Below are 18,972 nucleotides of genomic sequence, written 5' to 3'. Positions count from 1 at the left end.
CGGCCGGGCCGACTGCGGCGACACGCCGTTGACCAGCACAGCCCGCCGCGCCCAGCAGGGCCTGGCGAGGCCGAGCCACGGGTGGGCCCCCGGGGGTTGCCCGGCCGTTGCGTTGGGGCCACTCGGCCCTGCCATCAGATGCTGACCGTGCCTACGGTACGAACAGGGCCCAGGATTCGGGCCGCCCACGATCACCGGTGGAGGAGCCATGGCATCCGCCAGCAGACGCCGTCCGATCGTCTTCGGTGTCGATGCCCGAGGCCCGAGCCTGCTCGCGACGTCCTGGGCTGCCGACGAGGCGGATCGCCGGAGACTGCCGTTGCTGCTGGTCCATGCCGTCCCACAGCCGACCACGGATCTGCGGGGCTTCGAACAGCGGTACCGCGAGGAGCTGCATCACAACGGCAGGCAGATGCTCGACAAGGCCGCGGCATTCGCAGGCGAGCGGCGGCCCGGCCTGGAGATGACCAGTTCCCTGGTGGACGGCAATCCGGGCCAGGTGCTGTGCCGGGAATCGCGGCAGGGCGAACTCGTGGTGCTCGGCTCGCGACGGCTCTCCCGTGCCGCGGAGTTTCTCAGTGCCTACTCGGTGACCGTCCCGGTCAGTGCCCAGGCCTCCTGCCCGGTGGTGGTCGTGCGTGAACCCGAGCACATCACCCAGGCCCCGCCCTACCTCGTGGTCGGAGTGGACGGCAGCCCGTCGTCGGCCGCCGCCACCGACACCGCTTTCGACCTTGCGGCCCGACGGGGAGCCGCCCTGCGAGCCATCTGGGTCTGGCAGTCGCAACTGATCGCCCGCGTCGACGAGCAGACGGCCGTCCAGACGCTGCGGCGGCTGCTGACCGAGACCACCGCCGGGCACGCCGCCAGGTACCCCGACGTGGAGGTGACGCACGAGGTGATCCGCGGCCACCCCGTGGAGGAACTGACCAATGCCTCGAGACACGCCCTCGCCGTCGTGGTGGGGCGTCGCGGACACGGCGGTTTCACCGGTATGCGGCTCGGCTCCGTGCCGCACGGCCTCCTGCACCACGCGCACTGCCCGGTCGTCACCGTGCCCTGGCCGGCCGACCACCCGAGCGCATGAGGCCCGACGGTCCAGGCACCCTGCGCCAGGACGCGAACCCACGGCTCGACGAACGGGATGCCCCCGACCCGCGCGAGCCGGTCGCTCTGCTCTTCCGGGACCTGCGCACCTCCGAGCGGGGCCTGCCGGAACGCGAGGCGGCCCGCCGCCAGGCCGTGTACGGTCCCAACACGCTGGCCCGGCGTGGCGGGCGGCGCTGGCCCCGTGAGCTCGCGCAGCAGTTCAGCCATCCGCTGGCCCTGCTCCTCGCGCTCGCGGCGGTGCTCGCAGCCGTCAGCGGGGCTCCGGCGCTGGCGGTGGCGATCGTGGCCGTGATCCTGCTGAACGCCGCGCTCGCCTTCGCCCAGGAGCAGCAGGCCGAGAAGGCCGTGGAGGCGTTGGCCGCCTTCCTTCCCGAGCAGGCGACCGTGGTCCGCGACGCAGTGCGGCGGGAGGTGGCGGCCGTGTCGCTGGTCCCCGGGGACGTGTTGGTGGTCGAGGAGGGCGAACGCATCTCCGCCGACGCCCGGTTGCTGTCCGGCGGGGTGGAGGTGGATCTCTCGGCGTTGACAGGTGAGTCGGTGCCGGTGTTTCGCTCGGCGGAGCTGGTGGACGTCGAGGGATCACTGCTCGACGCCCGCGACCTGCTGTTCTCCGGGACGGCCTGCACCGGCGGACAGGCACAGGCCGTGGTCACCGCCACCGGGATGCACACCGAGCTGGGGAGGATCGCGGCGCTGAGCCAGCGCACCCGGCGCGAGGAGAGTCCGCTGGAGCTCCAGGTCAAGCGGGCCGCCAGGCTGATCGCGCTGGTGGCGATCGGGGTGGGGCTGGCCTTCCTTCCGATCGGCCTGGCCGCCGGGCTGTCGCTCGCGGCCGCGGTGAGCTTCGCGATCGGTCTGCTGGTCGCCAATGTGCCCGAGGGTCTGCTCCCGACGATCACGCTGTCGCTGGCCTCCGGGGTACGCGACCTGGCCAGGCGCGGGGCGGTGGTCAAGCGCCTCTCCGCCGTCGAAACGCTCGGTTCGACCACGGTCGTCTGCACCGACAAGACCGGCACACTGACCGAGAACCGGATGCTGGCCATCGCCGTCTGGACGCCGAGCGGCGAGACCGCCGTCGACGGTCCGTCGGATCCGGCGCCGGAGGTCCGGCAGCTCGCCGCGACGGCGGCAGCCTGCACCACGGCCCACCCCGACGCAGGCCACGGCGACCCCACCGAGGTGGCCCTGCTCGATCTGGCCGGCCGGCTCGGTGTGGCGTGCGTGCCCGAGCAGCGCGATCTCGACCGGCGGGCGCTGTTCCGTTTCGATCCCCGCATCAAGCTGATGACGACTGCGGACGCCGAGGACGGCACGGTCGTCCTGCACACCAAGGGCGCACCCGAGGAAGTCCTCACCCGGGCCGACCGGATCCTCGAGCACGGTGTGCAGCGGCTGGTCACCCCGGCCGACCGGACCGCGGTGGTGCACGCCGTCGGCACCCTGGCCGCCCGGGGACTACGGGTGCTCGCCGTGGCCCGGCGGCCCCTTCCGCCCGGCCAGGCTCCGCCCGAGCGGCGTGAGGAGGCCGAGCAGAACCTGTGCCTGGTCGGCCTGGTCGCGATGGCCGACCCGGCCCGGCCCGAGGTGGCCGGCGCGATCACCCTCGCGCACCGCGCCGGGATCACCGTCCACGTGGTCACCGGCGACAACGGCCTGACCGCCGCCGCCGTCGCCGGCCAGGTCGGTATCGGCCATCGCGGCTCCCGGATCGTGACAGGCACCGAACTGGCGGCCATGGCCGACCGGGAGCTGGACACGCTGCTCGCGCGAGGCGAGGAGGTGATCTTCGCCCGCACCTCCCCCGAGGCCAAGCTCCGGATCGCGGACGCCCTGCGCACCGAGGGCCACACCGTCGCGATGACCGGGGACGGGGTGAACGACGCGCCCGCGCTCCGCCGGGCCGACATCGGCGTCGCCATGGGCCGCTCCGGCACCGACGTCGCCCGCGAGTCCGCCACGATGGTGCTGACCGACGACAACTTCGCCACGATCATCGCGGCCGTCGAGGCCGGCCGGCGGACGTACGACAACATCCGCAAGTTCATCGTCTACATCTTCGCCCACGCCGTCCCCGAGGTCGTCCCCTTCCTGGTCTTCGCCCTCGCGGGCGGCGCCATCCCGCTCCCGCTCACGGTGATGCAGATCCTGGCCGTCGACCTCGGCACCGACACCCTCCCCGCGCTCGCGCTCGGCCGCGAACGCGCCGAACCCGGGCTGATGGACCGCCCGCCCCGCCCGCGCGGCGAGAAGGTGATCCAACCCGCGATGCTGGCCCGGGCCTGGGGCTTCCTCGGTCTGATCTCCGCATGTCTCGTGATGGGCGGCTTCCTGCTCACCCTGACCCTGGGCGGCTGGCACCCCGGTGACCCGACCGGCCCCGGCTCCGCCCTGCACCTGACGTACCAGCAGGCCACCACGGTGACCTGGCTCGGCATCGTCACCTGCCAGATCGGCACCGCCTTCGCCGCCCGCACCGAACGCGCCTCGCTGCGCTCCATCGGCGTCCTCAGCAACCGCCAGTTGCTCATCGGCATCGGGTTCTCGCTCACCTTCGCCGCCGCGATCGTCTACCTCCCGCCGCTGCACCATGTGTTCGGCACCGCCGCGCTCGGTCCCGGCCAACTGGCGATCGTGGCACCGTTCCCCTTCGTCGTCTGGGGCGCGGACGAACTGCGCAGAGCCCTGGTACGGCGCCGCACGCCCGCGCCCGTGACGCCTGCACGTCTCGCCCCCGAGCCGCCGCGGCCCCCTGCCGCGGCCTTGGGGCATCACCCGGTCGCCGTCCTGCTCGCCCGCCACGGCTGGAGCGCCCACCGCCTCACGCACGCCCTCGGCGTCAGCGAACAGAGCGCTGCGGAGACCGTCGCCCACGCCCGTCGGGTCGCCGCCGAGCACGGCCGTCAACCGCCGTGAGCGGCGAGGTCCGAAGGCAGCGTGGGGTCAGGCGCCGCTTCCGGTCCGGTCGACGGTCAGGTCGAGGAAGTGCGTGGAGCAGGAGATGCACGGGTCGTGGTTGCGGATGGCCCGTTCGCACACCGCGGTCAGCTCGGCGTCGGTGGGCTCCCCCGCCCGCAGGTGTTCCTGCACGGTGCGGCGGAGGTCCTCCTCGATCGCGTCCTGGTTCTGCGCGGTCGGCGGGACCAGTACCGCCTCGGTGACGGTCCCTTGCGCGTCCAGGGTGTAGCGGTGGTACAGCAGGCCGCGGGGTGCCTCGGTCGCTCCGTGGCCGGTGCCGGCGCTCGGCGGGACCTCGACGTACGGGCGCGGCGGGGGTTCGTAGGCCTCGATGAGGCGCAGGGCCTCGTCGACGGCGTGGAGCACCTCGACCGCCCGCACGATGATGCTGCGGTAGGGGTTGCGGCAGACGTCGCCCTTCCGGGGGTCGCCGAGTCCGGCGTCCCGGGCGGCCTGGGCGGCGACCGGCGAGAGCAGGCGTCCGCTGATGGCGTACCGGGCGAGCGGCCCGGTCAGGTGGCGGCGGCCGTCCAGCCGGGCGTGCAGGGCGGTGGAGTGCGGGACCTGGCTCTCCGTGACGTGGTCGCCGAATTCCCGGACGCCGAAGGTGCGGGTGGGCAGCGCTCGCCGGGTCGTGGCGGGCAGTGCGGCGGTGTGCGGTGCGGCCATGACGGTCGGGGTGCCCGATTCGATGGCGTAGGTGTCGGGTTCGGACAGGGCGAGCAGGTCGTGGTCGCACCCGGCGTCGGGGAAGTCGAATCCGGCCACCCAGCGCACGGTCAGCGCGGCGTCCTCGCGCGCCCGGCGCAACTGCTCGGCCAGTGGTCGCAGTTCGGATCGGCTGGGGACTCGATGGAAGCCGCCCAGGCGGACGTTGACCGGGTGGATCGCGCGGCCGCCGAGCAGTTCGATGATCGCGTTGCCGGCCTGTTTGAGCCGCAGCCCGCGTTCGACGTCCGCGCGCCTGGATCGGGCCAGTTCTACGACGTTGTCGCAGCCGTGGAAGTCGGGTGCGTGCAGCAGATGGACGTGCAGGGTGTGGCTCTCGATCCACTCTCCGCAGTAGATCAGCCGCCGCAGCGCGGCCAGTTGCCCGTCCACCACGGCGCCGCAGGCGTCCTCGATCGCCCGGCAGGCGCTGAGCTGGTAGGCGACCGGGCAGATCCCGCAGATCCGGGAGGTGATGTCGGGCGGTTCGGTGTACGAGCGTCCGCGCAGGAACGCCTCGAAGAAGCGCGGGGGTTCGTAGACGGCCAGTCGCGCCTCGGCGACCTCGTCGCCCTGGACCCGCAGATACAGGGAGCCCTCGCCCTCGACGCGCGACAGCGATCCGACGTGCAGGACCCTGGAGCCGCGATGGGTCACCGTTCCTCCTCCGTCCGTGCGGCCGCGTCGAACGCGGGGGCCGCGGTGTTGAAGGTGCGCAGCACCCGCACCACGTCGAGGGTGTCCATGCCGTCGCGGCGCAGCAGTGGGACGAAGGAGGGGAGGTTGGCGGAGTTGCTCGGCCCGAAGCAGCCGTAGCAACCGCGCCCGTACGTGGGGCAGATGGCGCCGCAGCCGGCGTGGGTGACCGGGCCGAGACAGGGGGTGCCGTGGGCGACCGTGACGCAGACCGTGCCGCGCTGCTTGCACTCGAAGCAGACGCTGTGCGCGGGGATGTCCGGGCGGCGTCCGGCCAGGTGGGCGGTGATGACCTCCAGGAGCTGGCGGCGGTCGATGGGACAACCGCGCAGTTCGAAGTCGACGGGCACATGGGCGCTGATCGGGGTGGAGGTGGCGAGCGTGGCGATGTAGTCGGGGCGGGCGTAGACGGCGGCCTGGAACTCGGCGACGTCGGCGTAGTTGCGCAGCGCCTGGACGCCGCCGGCGGTGGCGCAGGCGCCGATGGTGACCAGGCGCGCGGAGACGGCGCGGATGTGGTGGATCCGTTCGACGTCCTGCGGGGTGGTCACCGAGCCCTCGACCAGCGACAGGTCGTACGGGCCGGGGGCGCTCGCACTGGAGGCCTCCAGGAAGTGGGCGATCTCCACCTGGTCGGCGAGGCCGAGGAGTTCGTCCTCGCAGTCGAGCAGGGTGAGCTGGCAGCCGTCGCAGGAGGCGAACTTCCAGACCGCGAGCTTCGGACGCCTGCGGGGGGCGGCGGTCATGTCACAACTCCCTGACCAGGAGGAGGGGTCGGGCGGCCGTCCAGGTCACCACGGGGCCGTCGCGGCACAGCAGGAGCGGGCCGAGCTGGCAGTGCCCGCAGTGGCCGGTGGCGCAGTGCATGGTCCGTTCCAACGAGACCGCGATCCGGTCGGGGTCGGTGCCCCGGTGCACGAGTTCCGCGGCGGTGGCGCGGATCATCGGCTCCGGGCCGCAGACGAAGGCCGCCGCCGTCCGCGGATCGAGGTCGGCACGGTCGAGCAGGGTCGTGACGACACCGACCTCGCCGTCCCACCGGTCGTCGGGGCGGTCGACGGTGACCAGCAGCCGCGCCGAGGGGCCCCATGCGCGGGTCTCCGGGACGTAGAGCAGGTCCCGCGGCGTGCGGGCGCCGATCAGGACGTTCAGCCGCCCGTACTCCCGCGGCGCGGCGAGGGCGGCACGTACGAGCGGGCGCAGCGGTGCCAGGCCGATGCCGCCGGCGACGACCAGCAGGTCCCGCCCGGCCGCTGAGGGCAGCTCCCATCCCGTGCCGAACGGGCCGCGCACCCCGACCGTCGCGCCGGCCTCCAGCCCGTGCAGGGCGGCGGAGACCGCTCCGACCGCCCGGACGGTGTGGGTCAGCCGCTCCCCGTCGATCCCGCTGACCGACAGCGGGATGTCGCCGACACCGAACGCGTACACCATCGCGAACTGCCCGGGTGCGAAGGGTGGCAGCGCCGCTCGGACGGGTTCCAGCACGAGCGTGGCGGTGTCCGGCGCCTCGGGCGTACGTGCGACCAACCGGTAGGGGACCGGAGGTGCGGCCGCGGGCGCCGTCATCCCACTGCTCCGCCGGTCTCGGTGCCGGGTGGCCCGTAGAGGTCCAGCAGGCGGGCGCGGGTCGCTCCCAGTCTGCGCGCGATCACCGCCGCGACCCCGTGGGTGATCGCCAGACCGAACGCCGGGTCCCGCGCACACCCGGCGCGGACCCGCCCGGCATCGAACTCGGCGGCCAGCAGGGTGCCGCGGGCCCGGGCGCCCAGGTGCCAGCGGTAGGGCTCGAACAGCCAGGACCAGCCGAGCAGGTCTCCTTCCCCGAGGGTCTCCACGACCGCCGCCCGTCGGCCCGGGATGTGGACGTCCAGTGCGGCTCCCCCGGAGCGGATGATCCAGAACCGGTCGGCCACGCCGCCCTCCTCGAAGATCCGGGTACCTGCGGGGATCGACACGTCACGGGCGAACGCGGCCAGCCGGTCCCGGTGGCCGGGCGGCAGAGTGCCGAGGAAGCCCCGCTGCACCGGGGTCACGGCGGGCCCGCTCCCCCGGCCGAACGGGCCGCACGCTCCCGGTCGAGCGCGTGGGCCTCCTCGGTGATGTCGATGCCGACCGGGCACCACACGATGCAGCGACCGCAGCCCACGCACCCCGAACTGCCGAACTGGTCGAACCAGGTGCCGAGCTTGTGGGTGGCCCACTGCCGGTAGCGGCTGCGCGGCGACTCCCGGACCGGTCCGGTCGGCAGGTGGGAGAAGTCGAGGTCGAAGCAGGACTCCCAGTGCCGCCAGCGCTCGGCGTGGTCGCCGGTCAGATCCGTCACGTCCTCGGTGCTGGTGCAGAAGCAGGTCGGGCAGACCATGGTGCAGTTGCCGCAGGTCAGGCAGCGGGCGGCGACGTCGTCCCAGCGTTCGGCGGTGAGGGTCTCGCGCATCAGCGTCCGCAGGTCCACCGGCGGCATGCTGCGGCCCATCCTGTCCGCGGCTTCGGCCACGCGGTCGTGAGCTGCGGCGTGGGTGGCGCCGTCGGCCGGGCGGTGCGGGAGCTCGGCCAGGACCGCCTCGCCCTCCTCGCTCCCGGCCCGCACAAGGAACCTGTGACCGTCGCCGTCGAGCACCTCGGTCAGGGCCAGGTCGTAGCCGGGCCCCACGGCCGGCCCGGTGCCCATCGACACGCAGAAGCAGGTGGCGCCCGGTTCGGTGCACTCCACCGCCACGAGGAAGGCCCGCTCACGGCGCCCCCGGTAGGCCGGGTCGGCATGGCTGCCGCCGGTCAGCACCCGGTCCTGGATCGCGATGGCCCGCAGGTCACAGGGGCGCACCCCGAGGAACGCGTACGACGGGGGCACGGAGGCGTCCGCGGTCACCACCAGGCCGCCGTCGGCCGTGCGCTCGGCGCTCCACTCCCGCACCCGTGGCGGATGCAGGAAGGTCTTCCAGGACTGCGGCCCCGCACTGTGCGCGAACGCGGCACCGTCCTCGCGCGCCCGCAGCCGGTAGACGCCGGCCTCCAACTCGACCCCCCAGCCGTACGGCAGGTCCGCTCCGCTGGAGAGCTCGGCCAGCACGATCGCCCCGTCACGGACGGTCGGGCCGATGACCGTGCGGCCACGGCCTGCGAGGACCGCGATCAGCGCGCTCAGGCCGCCCTTGTCGATCACCGCCGCGCTGTTGCCGTCCGTCACCGCTGCACCTCCCCGGACCGATGCCGTCTTGCTGCCAAGTATGTGGAGCGACTCGCCTCCGGCGCGGGAAGACGATGCCGGCGTGGTCCAGGTGGCTCTGTCCCCACCTCATACGGGCTCCTACGGCGTCCGGGAGCTTGGCGGACCTCACCCGCGGGAAGGGCAGGCTGGGTGAACACGACTGCGCGGGTCACCGTGATCGGTGTCGGCAACGACTACCGGCGGGACGACGGCGTCGGCTGGGCCGTCGTCGGCCGGCTCGCGGAACGCGTCGGGATGCATCCGTTGCCGGGTGGGGCCGTCCTCGTGAGGTGCGACGGCGACCCCGCCCGGCTGATCTCCCACTGGGACGGCGCGGACCTCGCCGTCGTCGTGGACGCGGCGCACGCGCACCCCGGGCAGCCCGGCCGGGTGCACCGCTTGGAGCTGGACGGCGGGCGGCTCGCGCGGGCCGACAGCGCGACGAGCTCCCACGGGCTCGGCCTCGGCGATGCCGTGGAACTCGCCCGTGTGCTGAACCGCCTGCCACGGACGCTGATCGTGTACGCCGTGGAAGGAGCGGACCACTCCCCCGGTACAGGTCTGTCGGCACCGGTCCAGGCCGCCATGGAGAGCCTCACCGAACAGATCGTGGACCGGATCACGCAGCACCACGGCGTCGACGGCCGCTGGGACGACCCGTGAGCCGGCGGCCGTTCGAGCCCCGCCCCGAACGGCCCTGCCGGAGGCGCCGACCTAGGTGGACGGTGTGGACAGAGGCCCGCGAGGGAGGAGTCAGGACCGTGCGGCACCGCACTGTCGGCAACGTGATGACGCACGGGGTCGTCGCCGTACGGCCCGGCACTCCTTCAAGGAGATCAACCGCGAAGAAGGGTGGGCGCCGACTCGCCGACCGACCTGCGGTGTGGTGGTTTGTGCATGACTGTTGTTCCCGGCATCGGCATCCTTGCCGTCCCTGCCTTCCGGCGGAGGAGTCCCCGAACGGAGAGAGCGGTGATGCAGTCCGAAGACCCGAGGAACTGCGGTCGATCGCCCATCCGACAGCGGACCGGGGCGGGTCCTGCGAGCCGGTCGGGACACGGACCGCCTGCTCCTCACCATCCGGCGTCGGCAGCGAAGACGCATCGTCACCGATGACCACACGACCCGAACCCGGCGGACACGACGCCAGCCCCGTGTCCGACCGGGCGCGCGTCCGCTCGAGTGAGGACCGACGCCGTGCAAGTGGAGGCCGATGGGCGGGACGTCACCCGCACTGCGCCGTCGTGGCGGTACGGGTCGGTCGCACCCGCAGAGGCGCCTGCCTGCGGCGCGTCCGGCGCCGATACGAGGTGAGGCGATGACGGTCTCGGATCTGGCGATCATCGCCGGGCTGGTCTTCGTGTGGGGGATCCTGTCGGCGCGGCTGGAGCGTTTCGACGTGACCGGGCCCATCGTGTTCACCGGCGCCGGTGTCTTGCTGACCCACGGCCCGCTGGCCCCGCTGGGGATCACTCCCGGCCCGGAGGTGGTGAAGGTCCTGGCCGAGGTAACGCTGGCGCTGGTGCTGTTCTCCGACGCGTCCCGGGTCGGGCTGCGTCAGCTGCGGCCGGATCTGGGGCTGTGTCTGCGGCTGCTGCTGGTCGGACTGCCACTGTCCATCGGGCTCGGGACACTGGCCGCCTTCGTCCTGCCCGGGGTGGACAGCGTCTGGCTCGCCCTGCTCGTCGGCGCGGCGCTGGCACCCACGGATGCGGCGCTGGGTGCGGCCGTGATGGTAGACCGGTCGGTTCCGGCCAGGACAAGGCGGCTGATCAACGTTGAGAGCGGACTCAACGACGGGATCGCGACCCCGGTCGTGCTGGTCGCCATCGCGGGGGCGTCCACCGCCGAGCACGTCGGCGACACCGGGCCCGGGAAGGCTGTGACCGAACTGGCGCTGGGCGTGCTGATCGGGGTCGTGGTCGGCGGTGGCGGCGGACGGCTGGTCAAAGTGGGACGCGGTCGCGGGTGGGTGGCCGACGGCTTCGCCGGCGCCGCGGTCCTGGGTCTGGCACTGTGCTGCTACGCCGCGGCGGTGGCGCTGGACGGCAACGGGTTCGTCGCGGCGTTCACCGGCGGCCTGGCCTTCACCGCCGCCGGTGGCCCTGCGGCCACCCTCGTCCCCTTCGTCGAGGAGACCGGCGCCCTGCTCTCGCTGCTGGTCTGGCTGGTCTTCGGGGTGGTCGCGGTGGTCCCGGCGCTGGAGGCCCTGACCTGGCAGACGGTGCTGTACGCGGTACTCAGCCTGACGGTGATCCGGATGCTGCCGGTGGCACTCGCTCTGGCCGGAGCGGGACTCGGCCGACCCGCCGCACTGTTCGTCGGCTGGTTCGGACCACGCGGCCTGGCATCCGTCGTCTTCGGGCTCCTCGCACTGGAGGACCTCGACGGGCCTGCGGCGCGGCCGGCGGTCACCGTGATCGCGTTCACGGTGCTGCTCAGCGTCCTGGCCCACGGGCTCACCGCACACCCGCTCGCCAAACGCTACGGCCCCCGTCTCACCGCCTCGCACGGAGCGGCTGGCACCCCCACCACCACGGCCGAAATCCCCGAACGACGCCTCATCCGCCGCACCCCGCGGCACGGTCGGCTCAGGGAGTGAAAGCCACAAGCAGCGTCGGCATCAGGGCGCGGGGCGCCCGATCGCGTTTCCCGTGCGCGCGCAGCACCATGGAGGGAACAACCGTGTCAGGAGGTCGAGATGGCCGGCGAACTGCTCCGGAGGCGTGCGCAGTGGCCTCCGATCCCGGACCTGATCGAGGCCTTCAGGATCGCGCCTGCCGTGTCACCGCGATGAGCGGCACCGAAGTGTCCGGTCCGCTTGCGGCGGGAAGCGGTGGGAAGGCTCCACTGTCGGAGACCACGTCCGCGATCCTCACGCTGACGGTGAACCCCACCGTCGACATCTGCTGTGAGGTCGACCGCTTGACCGACGTCGGCAAGACCCGTGCCCGGATCAGGTTCGTGGCTGCCGGCGGCGGAGGAATCAACGTCGCCCGGGGCGTATCGCGCCTCGGAGGCCGGGCGACCGCCGTCCACACGGCCGGCCGCGAGGTCGGCCGGCGCCTGAACCGGCTACTGGACGAGGAGGGGGTCGACCACCTCGCCCTCGGGATCGCGGGTGAGACGCGCGAAGCATTCGTGCTGTTCGAAACCGAGTCACGCCGCAGCTATCACATCGTGCCGCCAGGCCCGCGGCTGGAGGAGGACGAGGGAAGGCGCCTCCTGGACGTGCTGGACCGGGCAGCCGGCAGTCACCAGTACGTCGTGGCCAGCGGCAGTCTGCCCAGCGGCCTGCCCGATGCCTTCTATGCGGCTGTCGCCCGCCGGGTCGAGGAGGCCGGGGCCCGGCTGGTGCTGGACACCTCGGGACGGGCCCTGCGCGAGTCGCTGCACGAGGGCGTCTTTCTGCGGAGGTGCAACAATCACGAGGCCTCCGGCCTCGTCGGCCGGGCCGTCCGGAGCTTCGACGACGCCCGCGCCGTCAACGAGTACCTGCTCGCCGCAGGAGCGACCGAGATCGCCATTACCACCCTCGGCGAACTGGGCGCACTCTGTTCGACCAGCCAAGGCCACAACGAGTTGCGAGCCCCGCCGTTGCCCGGGGAGCCGCTCAGCGACGCCGGGGCCGGAGACGCCATGGTGGCCGCACTCACCTTTCGGCTGGCCGCGGGCGCCGATCCGGTGGAGGCCTGTGCCCTCGGGGTGGCCGTGGCTGCCGCGTCGGTGCTCAGTCCCGACACCGGACCGTTCGATCGAGAGGTGGCCGAATCCCTCCTCCCCGCGGTTGGGATAAAGCGGTTGGGATAAAACGGCAAGCCAGCTCATGACCGAGCTGTCCTCCCGGCCGTCCGTGCCCGGGCGCGTCGTTCGCTCGCCGGGCCATGCCGATCCAACGTCAGCGTCGACGTCTCCGCCGTCGCCTACTTCCGCGTCGTGGACGCCATCAAGTCGGTCATCGCCATCGAGAACGTGAACTCCGCGATCAACCAGATCGCTCAGACGACCCTGCGCAAGGTCGTCGGCCGGCACACCCTGGACGAGACCCTTTCCGAGACCGACCGCATCAACCTGGACATCCGCCAGGTCCTGGACGTCACCACGACCGAACGGGGCGTGGACGTCACCCTCGTCGAACTCAAGGACATCCAACTGCCCGACACGATGATGGCCCACCCGCTCGCCCTCCAGCCGCGCAACCTGCAGAGCCTCGTCGAGATCGCCGTCGACAAGAACAGCACCGTCGTCTTCCCCGCACCCCTGATGAGCACCATCGGCGAACTCGGCTCCTTCCTCTCCCGCGAGGCAGCCGCCGCCGCTCCCGCACCGCAGCCGCCCCTGGACACCCCGCTCCCGGCGAAGCCCGTTCACCTGCCTGCGCCCAACCCCGTTCACGTACCGCCACCCAACGGGGCAACCGGGACCCCGTAGACGTCGCCGTCCCTTTCCGTCCGGGGGGCACGCGGCGTTCGCCGGCGACGGATGGAGCGCATCGCACGGAAGGCCGACGGCCGGGCCGGTGTGTGCCCGAGTGGTGCCGGTGGGGTCATGATCCGAACCGTCGGCCGGTGACGAGTTCAGGGTGGATGCTCAGGTAGCCCCTGGTCGGTCGGTGCCCCCACCGGCGGGGGCCCCGGTGGCGCAGGTCAGCGACCGCGACGGGGTCGGTCACCAGGTGGGACCGGCCGACGATGAGCACGGTCCACCCTAGAAGCGTGTGCTCGTCGAAACGGTCCGCCTGGAACCCGACCACTTCCCCGTCCATCACGTCGACGCGCCAGCCTGCAGGCAAGGGGATGACCACCTCGCCGAGGCCGTCCAGGGTGAAACAGGACGGAGTTACGGCGGGCATCGCGTCATCGGTGTGGATGAGCCGCCCGATCTCCGTCCGCCGGAGCAGGTCCAGGCTCTGTTCCCGTGTGCACTCCTCGGCTCCGTGGCCGTCCGCCGATCGCCTGTTCGGGACATCGCGACTCGGGTCAGAGCGAACCATCGGGTCCACCTCCAAGTGCTGCGGCGGCAGGTTCACGGGCTGCGCGTGCAACCGATCCTGTCGGGTCCGACCGCAGGTCGCCGAGGGAATTCCTGCACATGACAGCGGGCACCTCCGGTGAGTCCATGGGCGGAAAAACCCCGCCCACTGGCCAGCGTGCGCGTCTCCGTCGCCTCGAACGGGGGGCTGCTCGGGCCGCAAGGGGCGCCGAACGGCCCTAATCCCCTGCCGCCTGCCCCTGGGCCCGGGGACGGACGCCTGCCAGTGCGGCCTTCGGGTTCTCCAGCGCCGAGTCGAGCAGGCCATCACGGCGACGGCACGACGCGCCGGCCGGTGCGGTGAGTTGCGTCCTGACGCCCGGTCCGGTCCCGGTCCCGGTGGCGGCGCCGACGGCCTCGTGGCCGAGGATGCGCCTCCTCGGCGACCATCACACATGGGCCGAGCACACGGAGCCTCCCGCTCAGGCACGGAGTGCACCTGCCGCGGTGACGTGGGATCAGGCGGAGGGCTCCGGCCGGCCGGGCTCGGCTGTCGCCTGCCCTGCCATCGCTCGTCGGACGGCGGTCCCGCACCGTCAATCGGCGCCACCTTCACGGGACGCGCCAGCCGCGGCCGGCCCCGTCCGCAGGTGATGAGCGCGCTCGAAGTGGTGGACATGGGCGTCGGGCCCCGGGAACACCAGGGTCACCCGGCCGGTGTCCGACCAGCGGACGTCGTAGGGCGGGGTGCCGTCCTCGTGGTGCAGGGCGACGACCTCACCGTCACGGCGTGGCGCGCCCGTGCTCGGGCCTTCGATGATCAGCTGGTCCCCTACTGCCGCCTTCATCCCGGCCTCCTTCCTGTCGGTGCGTCCGGTGGCGCCCACCCTGCGTGCGGCCTCGCTGGTGACGGGTCCAGCCGGGTCCGGCACGGTGTCCGAGGAGCCGCAGTCGCCAGAGCTGCCGGACATCCGGATGCTTCCACTCTCCCTCTCACCGCCATCCGGGGCACTGGGGCTGTCAGGCCGGTCAGGGGGCGTTCGGCCCTGATCTGCCGGGCGGAGGGGACCGCGGGTTGCGTGGTGCTCGACGCCGCCGGCCCTACCGCTGTGCGGATCAGCTCGATGGCGCCCGGCTTTCCGGCGGGGGAAGCGGTACCCGCCACACCAATCGGGTCCCGCCGTCGGGTCCTGCACCGGCCCGGAAGCTCCCGCCGAGGCGCTGCGCCCGCTCCGCGAGGTTGGCGAGCCCGCTTCGGGGACCGTCCGGCGGGAGGCCGACCCCGTCGTCGGTGACCGTCAAACCCAGCTCGCCGTCCGCGCTCAGGTCCACCTCGACCCGGTGGGCGCGCGCGTGGCGGACGGCGTTCGACAGGGCCTCTTCCAGAACGGCGACCAGCTCATCGGCCACCGGCGGGGGCACCCGAAGGTCCAGCAGACCGTCCATCCTCAGCCCGGGGGAGAAGCCGAGGCCGGCGGCGGCCCGGTCGACCGCGGCGACCACCCTGCCGCGCAGCCCGCGGGCAGCGGGCCCCTGCTCCCTCGCCCGCAGTCCGAAGATGCTGGAGCGGATCGTCCGCACCGTTTCGTCGAGGTCGTCGACGGCCCGCAGCACCCGCTCCGACGCCTCGGGGTGCTCGATGAAGCGGATCGCGCCCTGCAGGGTCATCCCCGTGGCGAACAGCCTCTGGATCGCCAGATCGTGCAGGTCCCGGGCGATCCGGTCGCGCTCTTCCAGCAGCGCGACCTGTTCGGAGTCCCTGCGGCGCTCGGCCAGCTCCATCGCCACGGCGGCCTGCCCCGCGAAACCCGCCAGGGGGGTGGACTCCTCCGGCTCGAAAGCGGGTCTGCCCGTTGCCCGGACCAGCATCAGCACACCGCGGACTCCTCCTGCCGCCGTGCCGATGGGTACGGCCACCGCCGGGCCGAGCCCGGCCCATCGCGGTGGCCCGGCCGTGATCCTCGGGTCCCTTCGTACATCGGGGGTGGTGACCAGCCCGCCGGTCTCGACGGCGGTGCCCACGAAGGACCCCTTCCTCGGCAGGACGAGCCCCCGGTGCACGTCGGCGTCCAGTCCGACGGCGACCCGCACTTCGAGGTTGCGGTCGTCGGGAAGGGGCAGCGCCACGACGGTCAGGTCCGCGCCGGCGATGTCGGCTGCCCGTGCGATCAGCAGGTCGAGCACCTCCTGCTGCGAGCCGCCCGCCAGCAGGCTGTTGGTGACCTCCGCGTTCGCCGCCAGCCAGCGCTCGCGCAGCCTCGCCCGGGCGTACAGCTGGGCGTTGTCGATCGCCACGCCGGCCGCCACCGCCAGGGTCGCGAGGACGGATTCGTCCTCGGCGTCGAACTGCGCGCCGCCGCGCTTCTCGGTCAGGTAGAGGTTGCCGTAGACCATGTCGCGGACCCGGATCGGCACCCCCAGGAAGGTGTGCATCGGCGGATGGTGCTCCGGCACGCCGTACGAGGTCGGATGTCCGGAGATCTCTGCCAGCCGGAGCGGCTCGGGATGGCGGATCAGCTCGCCCAGGAGGCCGTGCCCGCGCGGGAGCGGGCCGATGCGCTCGATCTGCTCCCGGTCGATGCCGACGGGGATGAACTGCGACAGCCGCTGGTCCTCACCGATGACGCCCAGCGCCCCGTACTGCGCGTCCACGAGAGTGACTGCGGCCTCCACGATGTGCTGGAGCACCTGGCCGAGGTCGAGGCCGCGGCCGACGACGAGGACCGCCTCCAGGAGACTGTGGATCCGGTTCCTGGTGTCGTACGCGGTGTCAGGACGCGACTTCGAGGCGCTCAGGCACTCGTCGAGTCTCGACTGCGCGGAGCCGGTGGGGCCCGGTTCCGAGGGTGAGCCCACCGCATCGCTCCGTTCGCAGGTGTCACGGCTTGCGCTGCCCCCTGGTCCCAGACTAGAGCGGGCGCCCCGGGCTGTCCCTCCGGTCCGAGGCCCCTGGCTGGCGCCTCCCGGGGCATGCCGAACGACGTGGAGCGACTCAGCCGGCGGCTCGTCCTGCGCGGCGGCCCGATCGCGTGCTCAGGCGGGTGAACAGTCGGTCGCGCAGCCCGAGCACCACGCCGAGCTGTGCCGCCAGCAGTGCGACGAACAGGACGCTCTGCCACGGGCGCCCCGTCTCGTGGGCCCAGATGCCGGCCGCGAGGCTCGCCGCGGTGACCACCGCCCCGAGCATCAGGACGTGCTGCCAGAGTCCGGCGCCGAGCACGTGTTCGTGCGGCGGACGCGGGGGTCTGCTCATGGTGTGCGGGGACACCGGCTCGGCACCCGTCGCGACGCCGGTGAGGCCGTGGGTGAGCAGGTTGATCCACAGGATCTGGCCGGCGCGCAGCGGCAGGGCGAGGCCGACGGCGGGGCCGAGGAGCATGACGAGGGTCTCGGCGGCGCCTCCGGCGAGTCCGTAGACCAGGAAGCGGCGGATGTTGTCGTAGACCCGGCGGCCCTCCTCGACGGCTGCGACGACGCTGGTCAGCTCGTCGTCGGCGAGGACGAGGTCGGCGGCCTGTCTGGCCACCTCCGTCCCGCGCCGCCCCATGGCGACGCCGATGTCGGCCTGTCGCAGGGCGGGGCCGGTGACCACGTCGGCGCGTGGGGCGTCGGCGTCGAGCAGGCCGGCCCGGACGGCGAGCGCGTGGGCGGTGGCGGGGTGGTAACCGGTGATCAGGACAGTGGTGATCCCGGCCCTGTGGCAGGCCGCCAGGGTGGCGGGAACGGCACGTCGCGGCGGGTCGCTGATCGCGGTCAGGCCCAGCAATCTCAGCCCGGTCTCGGCGTCCTCGACCTGTGTCGGCGGCTCGGGACGGTGGGCGGTGGCGACGGCGAGGACACGGTAGCCGTCCGCGGCGAGGCGGCCGGCCTCCCGGCGGGCGCGTTCGAGCAGGTGCGGTGGTTCGTCGAGCAGGGCGGTGTCGAGGACCGTCTCGGGGGCGCCCTTCAGGCAGACCTGGACCTCGCCCGACGGCTCACGGTGCAGGGTGGTCATGCGCTTGCGGATGCTGTCGAAGGGGGCTTCGCCGCACCGCGGCCGCTCCCTCAGGAGCTGGTCGTGGTCGCAGCCGCCCTTCACGGCGGCGGCCAGCAGCGCCGCCTCGGTCGGATCGCCGAGCGCGGTCCACCGGCCGTCCCGGTCCCGGGCGCCCTGCCCTGGGGGCCGCAGCACGGCGTCGTTGCACAGCGCCGCCACGGCCAGCAGGTCCTGGACGGGGCGCAGGTCGGCCGGCTCGGCCGGGTGGCCACCGACCAGGATCTCGCCGAGCGGCTCGTAGCCGCCGCCGGTGAGCGTGGCCGTCCCGTGGGGCGTCCACACCTGTTCGACCACCATGCGCCCTTCGGTGAGGGTGCCGGTCTTGTCGGTGGCGAGCACGGTCACCGAACCGAGGGTCTCCACGGCGGGCAGTCTGCGGACGACGGCGTTGCGGGCGGCCATGCGTCGCGCGCCGAGAGCGAGTGCCAGGGTGACGACGGCGGGGAGCGACTCGGGGACGGCCGCCACCGCGAGGCTGATGGCCGTCACCCCCATGACGGCGGGCGGCTGGCCGCGGGCCAGGCCGAGGGCGAAGACCACGACGCACAGGCAGACGGCCACCAGCGCCAGGACTTTGCCGAGGTCGGCCAGGCGCCGCTGCAGCGGGGTGGGCTCGGCTCTCGGCTGGAGGAGGGCCGCGATGCGGCCGAGGGCACTGTTCGCTCCGGTGGCCGTGACGGTGCCGACCGCCCGGCCGCGCACGACGACCGTGCCCGCCTGGACGCGCCGGGCGTCCGATCGCGCGCCGTGGACGTCCTTGTCCACCGGTACGGATTCGCCGGTCAGCATCGACTCGTCGACAAGCAGGGCGGATGCCTGCTCCAGCACCGCGTCCGCCGGGACGATGTCGCCCTCGCCGAGCAGCACCACATCGCCCGGCACGACGACGGCCGAGGGCACCGCGCGTTCCGTTCCGGTCCGCAGGACCCGAGCGGTGGGGGCGGTCATGGCGGACAGAGCGGCGACCGCGTTCTCGGCGCGGATCTCCTGGATCACCCCGACCGTGGTGTTGACCACGATCACCAGCGTGATGACGACGGCGTCCGGATGGTCCCCGATCGCCAGGGTGAGCGCGACGGCTGCCAGCAGGACCATGATCAGCGGGTCGCGCAGCTGGACGGCGACTCTCGACCACAGCGGCACGCCGGGCGCGGACCGGATCCGGTTGGGCCCGTGCCGCGCCAGCCGCCGGGCGGCCTCGATGTCGTCCAGACCCCGGGGCCGCAGATCGGACGGCGGCGTGGTGCCGGGCGCAGACGCGGTCACCTCGGCCTCCGGTCCCAGCCGGTAC

At 73.1% G+C, this 18,972-nt stretch carries 13 protein-coding genes and 2 pseudogenes; 6 read left to right on the top strand and 9 right to left on the bottom strand.

Annotation, left to right across the window (positions count from 1 at the left end):
* The first annotated feature begins 208 nt into the window (after positions 1–208).
* Positions 209–1,087, top strand: a complete 879-nt coding sequence (locus tag AB0K43_RS03255; protein WP_363635217.1) for a universal stress protein — start codon at positions 209–211, stop codon at positions 1,085–1,087.
* Complete coding sequence (locus AB0K43_RS03250; RefSeq protein WP_363635215.1) at positions 1,084–4,023, top strand: cation-transporting P-type ATPase; 2,940 nt, start codon at positions 1,084–1,086, stop codon at positions 4,021–4,023. Before AB0K43_RS03255 ends, AB0K43_RS03250 begins: the two co-directional genes overlap by 4 nt.
* A gap of 27 nt (positions 4,024–4,050) precedes the next feature.
* Here AB0K43_RS03250 and AB0K43_RS03245 read toward each other — a convergent pair whose 3' ends face one another.
* Genes AB0K43_RS03245 through AB0K43_RS03225 form a run of 5 tightly spaced genes read right to left on the bottom strand, consistent with a single transcriptional unit; the run spans position 4,051 to position 8,653 of the window.
* Complete coding sequence (locus AB0K43_RS03245) at positions 4,051–5,430, bottom strand: nickel-dependent hydrogenase large subunit (protein WP_363635213.1); 1,380 nt, start codon at positions 5,428–5,430, stop codon at positions 4,051–4,053.
* Complete coding sequence (locus AB0K43_RS03240) at positions 5,427–6,215, bottom strand: oxidoreductase (protein ID WP_363635211.1); 789 nt, start codon at positions 6,213–6,215, stop codon at positions 5,427–5,429. The genes AB0K43_RS03245 and AB0K43_RS03240 overlap by 4 nt, the downstream gene beginning before the upstream one ends.
* Before the next feature lies 1 nt (position 6,216).
* Entirely contained in the window at positions 6,217–7,035 is an 819-nt protein-coding gene (locus AB0K43_RS03235) for an FAD/NAD(P)-binding protein (protein WP_363635209.1), read from the bottom strand.
* Positions 7,032–7,502 (bottom strand): cyclic nucleotide-binding domain-containing protein, encoded by a 471-nt coding sequence (locus AB0K43_RS03230; RefSeq protein WP_363635207.1) that lies wholly within the window; start codon positions 7,500–7,502, stop codon positions 7,032–7,034. Before AB0K43_RS03230 ends, AB0K43_RS03235 begins: the two co-directional genes overlap by 4 nt.
* Positions 7,499–8,653 (bottom strand): 4Fe-4S dicluster domain-containing protein, encoded by a 1,155-nt coding sequence (locus tag AB0K43_RS03225; protein WP_363635205.1) that lies wholly within the window; start codon positions 8,651–8,653, stop codon positions 7,499–7,501. The genes AB0K43_RS03230 and AB0K43_RS03225 overlap by 4 nt, the downstream gene beginning before the upstream one ends.
* A gap of 171 nt (positions 8,654–8,824) precedes the next feature.
* On the opposite strand from AB0K43_RS03225, the gene AB0K43_RS03220 reads away from it, so the two are divergent.
* From AB0K43_RS03220 to AB0K43_RS03205, 4 genes and pseudogenes are all read left to right on the top strand, one after another.
* The gene (locus AB0K43_RS03220) at positions 8,825–9,337 is read left to right on the top strand and encodes a hydrogenase maturation protease (RefSeq protein ID WP_363635203.1); all 513 of its coding nucleotides are present in this window, start codon (positions 8,825–8,827) and stop codon (positions 9,335–9,337) included.
* Between the two features lie 655 nt (positions 9,338–9,992).
* Positions 9,993–11,276: a cation:proton antiporter gene (locus AB0K43_RS03215; RefSeq protein ID WP_363635201.1), complete on the top strand. Its 1,284-nt coding sequence runs from the start codon at positions 9,993–9,995 to the stop codon at positions 11,274–11,276.
* Between the two features lie 191 nt (positions 11,277–11,467).
* Positions 11,468–12,484 carry a 1-phosphofructokinase family hexose kinase gene (locus AB0K43_RS03210; RefSeq protein ID WP_363635199.1) on the top strand — a complete coding sequence of 339 codons (1,017 nt, stop codon included), beginning with the start codon at positions 11,468–11,470 and terminating at the stop codon, positions 12,482–12,484.
* Between the two features lie 93 nt (positions 12,485–12,577).
* Positions 12,578–13,105 (top strand): annotated as a pseudogene (locus AB0K43_RS03205) (SPFH domain-containing protein); the annotation flags it as partial.
* A gap of 115 nt (positions 13,106–13,220) precedes the next feature.
* On the opposite strand, the gene AB0K43_RS03200 reads toward AB0K43_RS03205, so the two are convergent.
* The 4 genes and pseudogenes from AB0K43_RS03200 to AB0K43_RS03185 form a co-directional block, all read right to left on the bottom strand.
* Complete coding sequence (locus tag AB0K43_RS03200; RefSeq protein WP_363635197.1) at positions 13,221–13,703, bottom strand: pyridoxamine 5'-phosphate oxidase family protein; 483 nt, start codon at positions 13,701–13,703, stop codon at positions 13,221–13,223.
* 604 nt (positions 13,704–14,307) lie between these two features.
* A pseudogene (locus AB0K43_RS03195) lies at positions 14,308–14,493 on the bottom strand (DUF1918 domain-containing protein); the annotation flags it as partial.
* 268 nt (positions 14,494–14,761) lie between these two features.
* On the bottom strand, positions 14,762–16,501 hold the full coding sequence (locus tag AB0K43_RS03190; RefSeq protein ID WP_363635195.1) for a GAF domain-containing protein: 1,740 nt from the start codon (positions 16,499–16,501) through the stop codon (positions 14,762–14,764).
* Between the two features lie 136 nt (positions 16,502–16,637).
* Entirely contained in the window at positions 16,638–18,947 is a 2,310-nt protein-coding gene (locus tag AB0K43_RS03185; protein WP_363635193.1) for a cation-translocating P-type ATPase, read from the bottom strand.
* Positions 18,948–18,972 lie beyond the last annotated feature (25 nt).

Source organism: Kitasatospora sp. NPDC049258 (assembly GCF_040678895.1).
GTDB lineage: Bacteria > Actinomycetota > Actinomycetes > Streptomycetales > Streptomycetaceae > Kitasatospora.
Note: the sequence above shows the minus strand (reverse complement) of the source record. Positions and strands in the feature narration are given on the sequence as shown.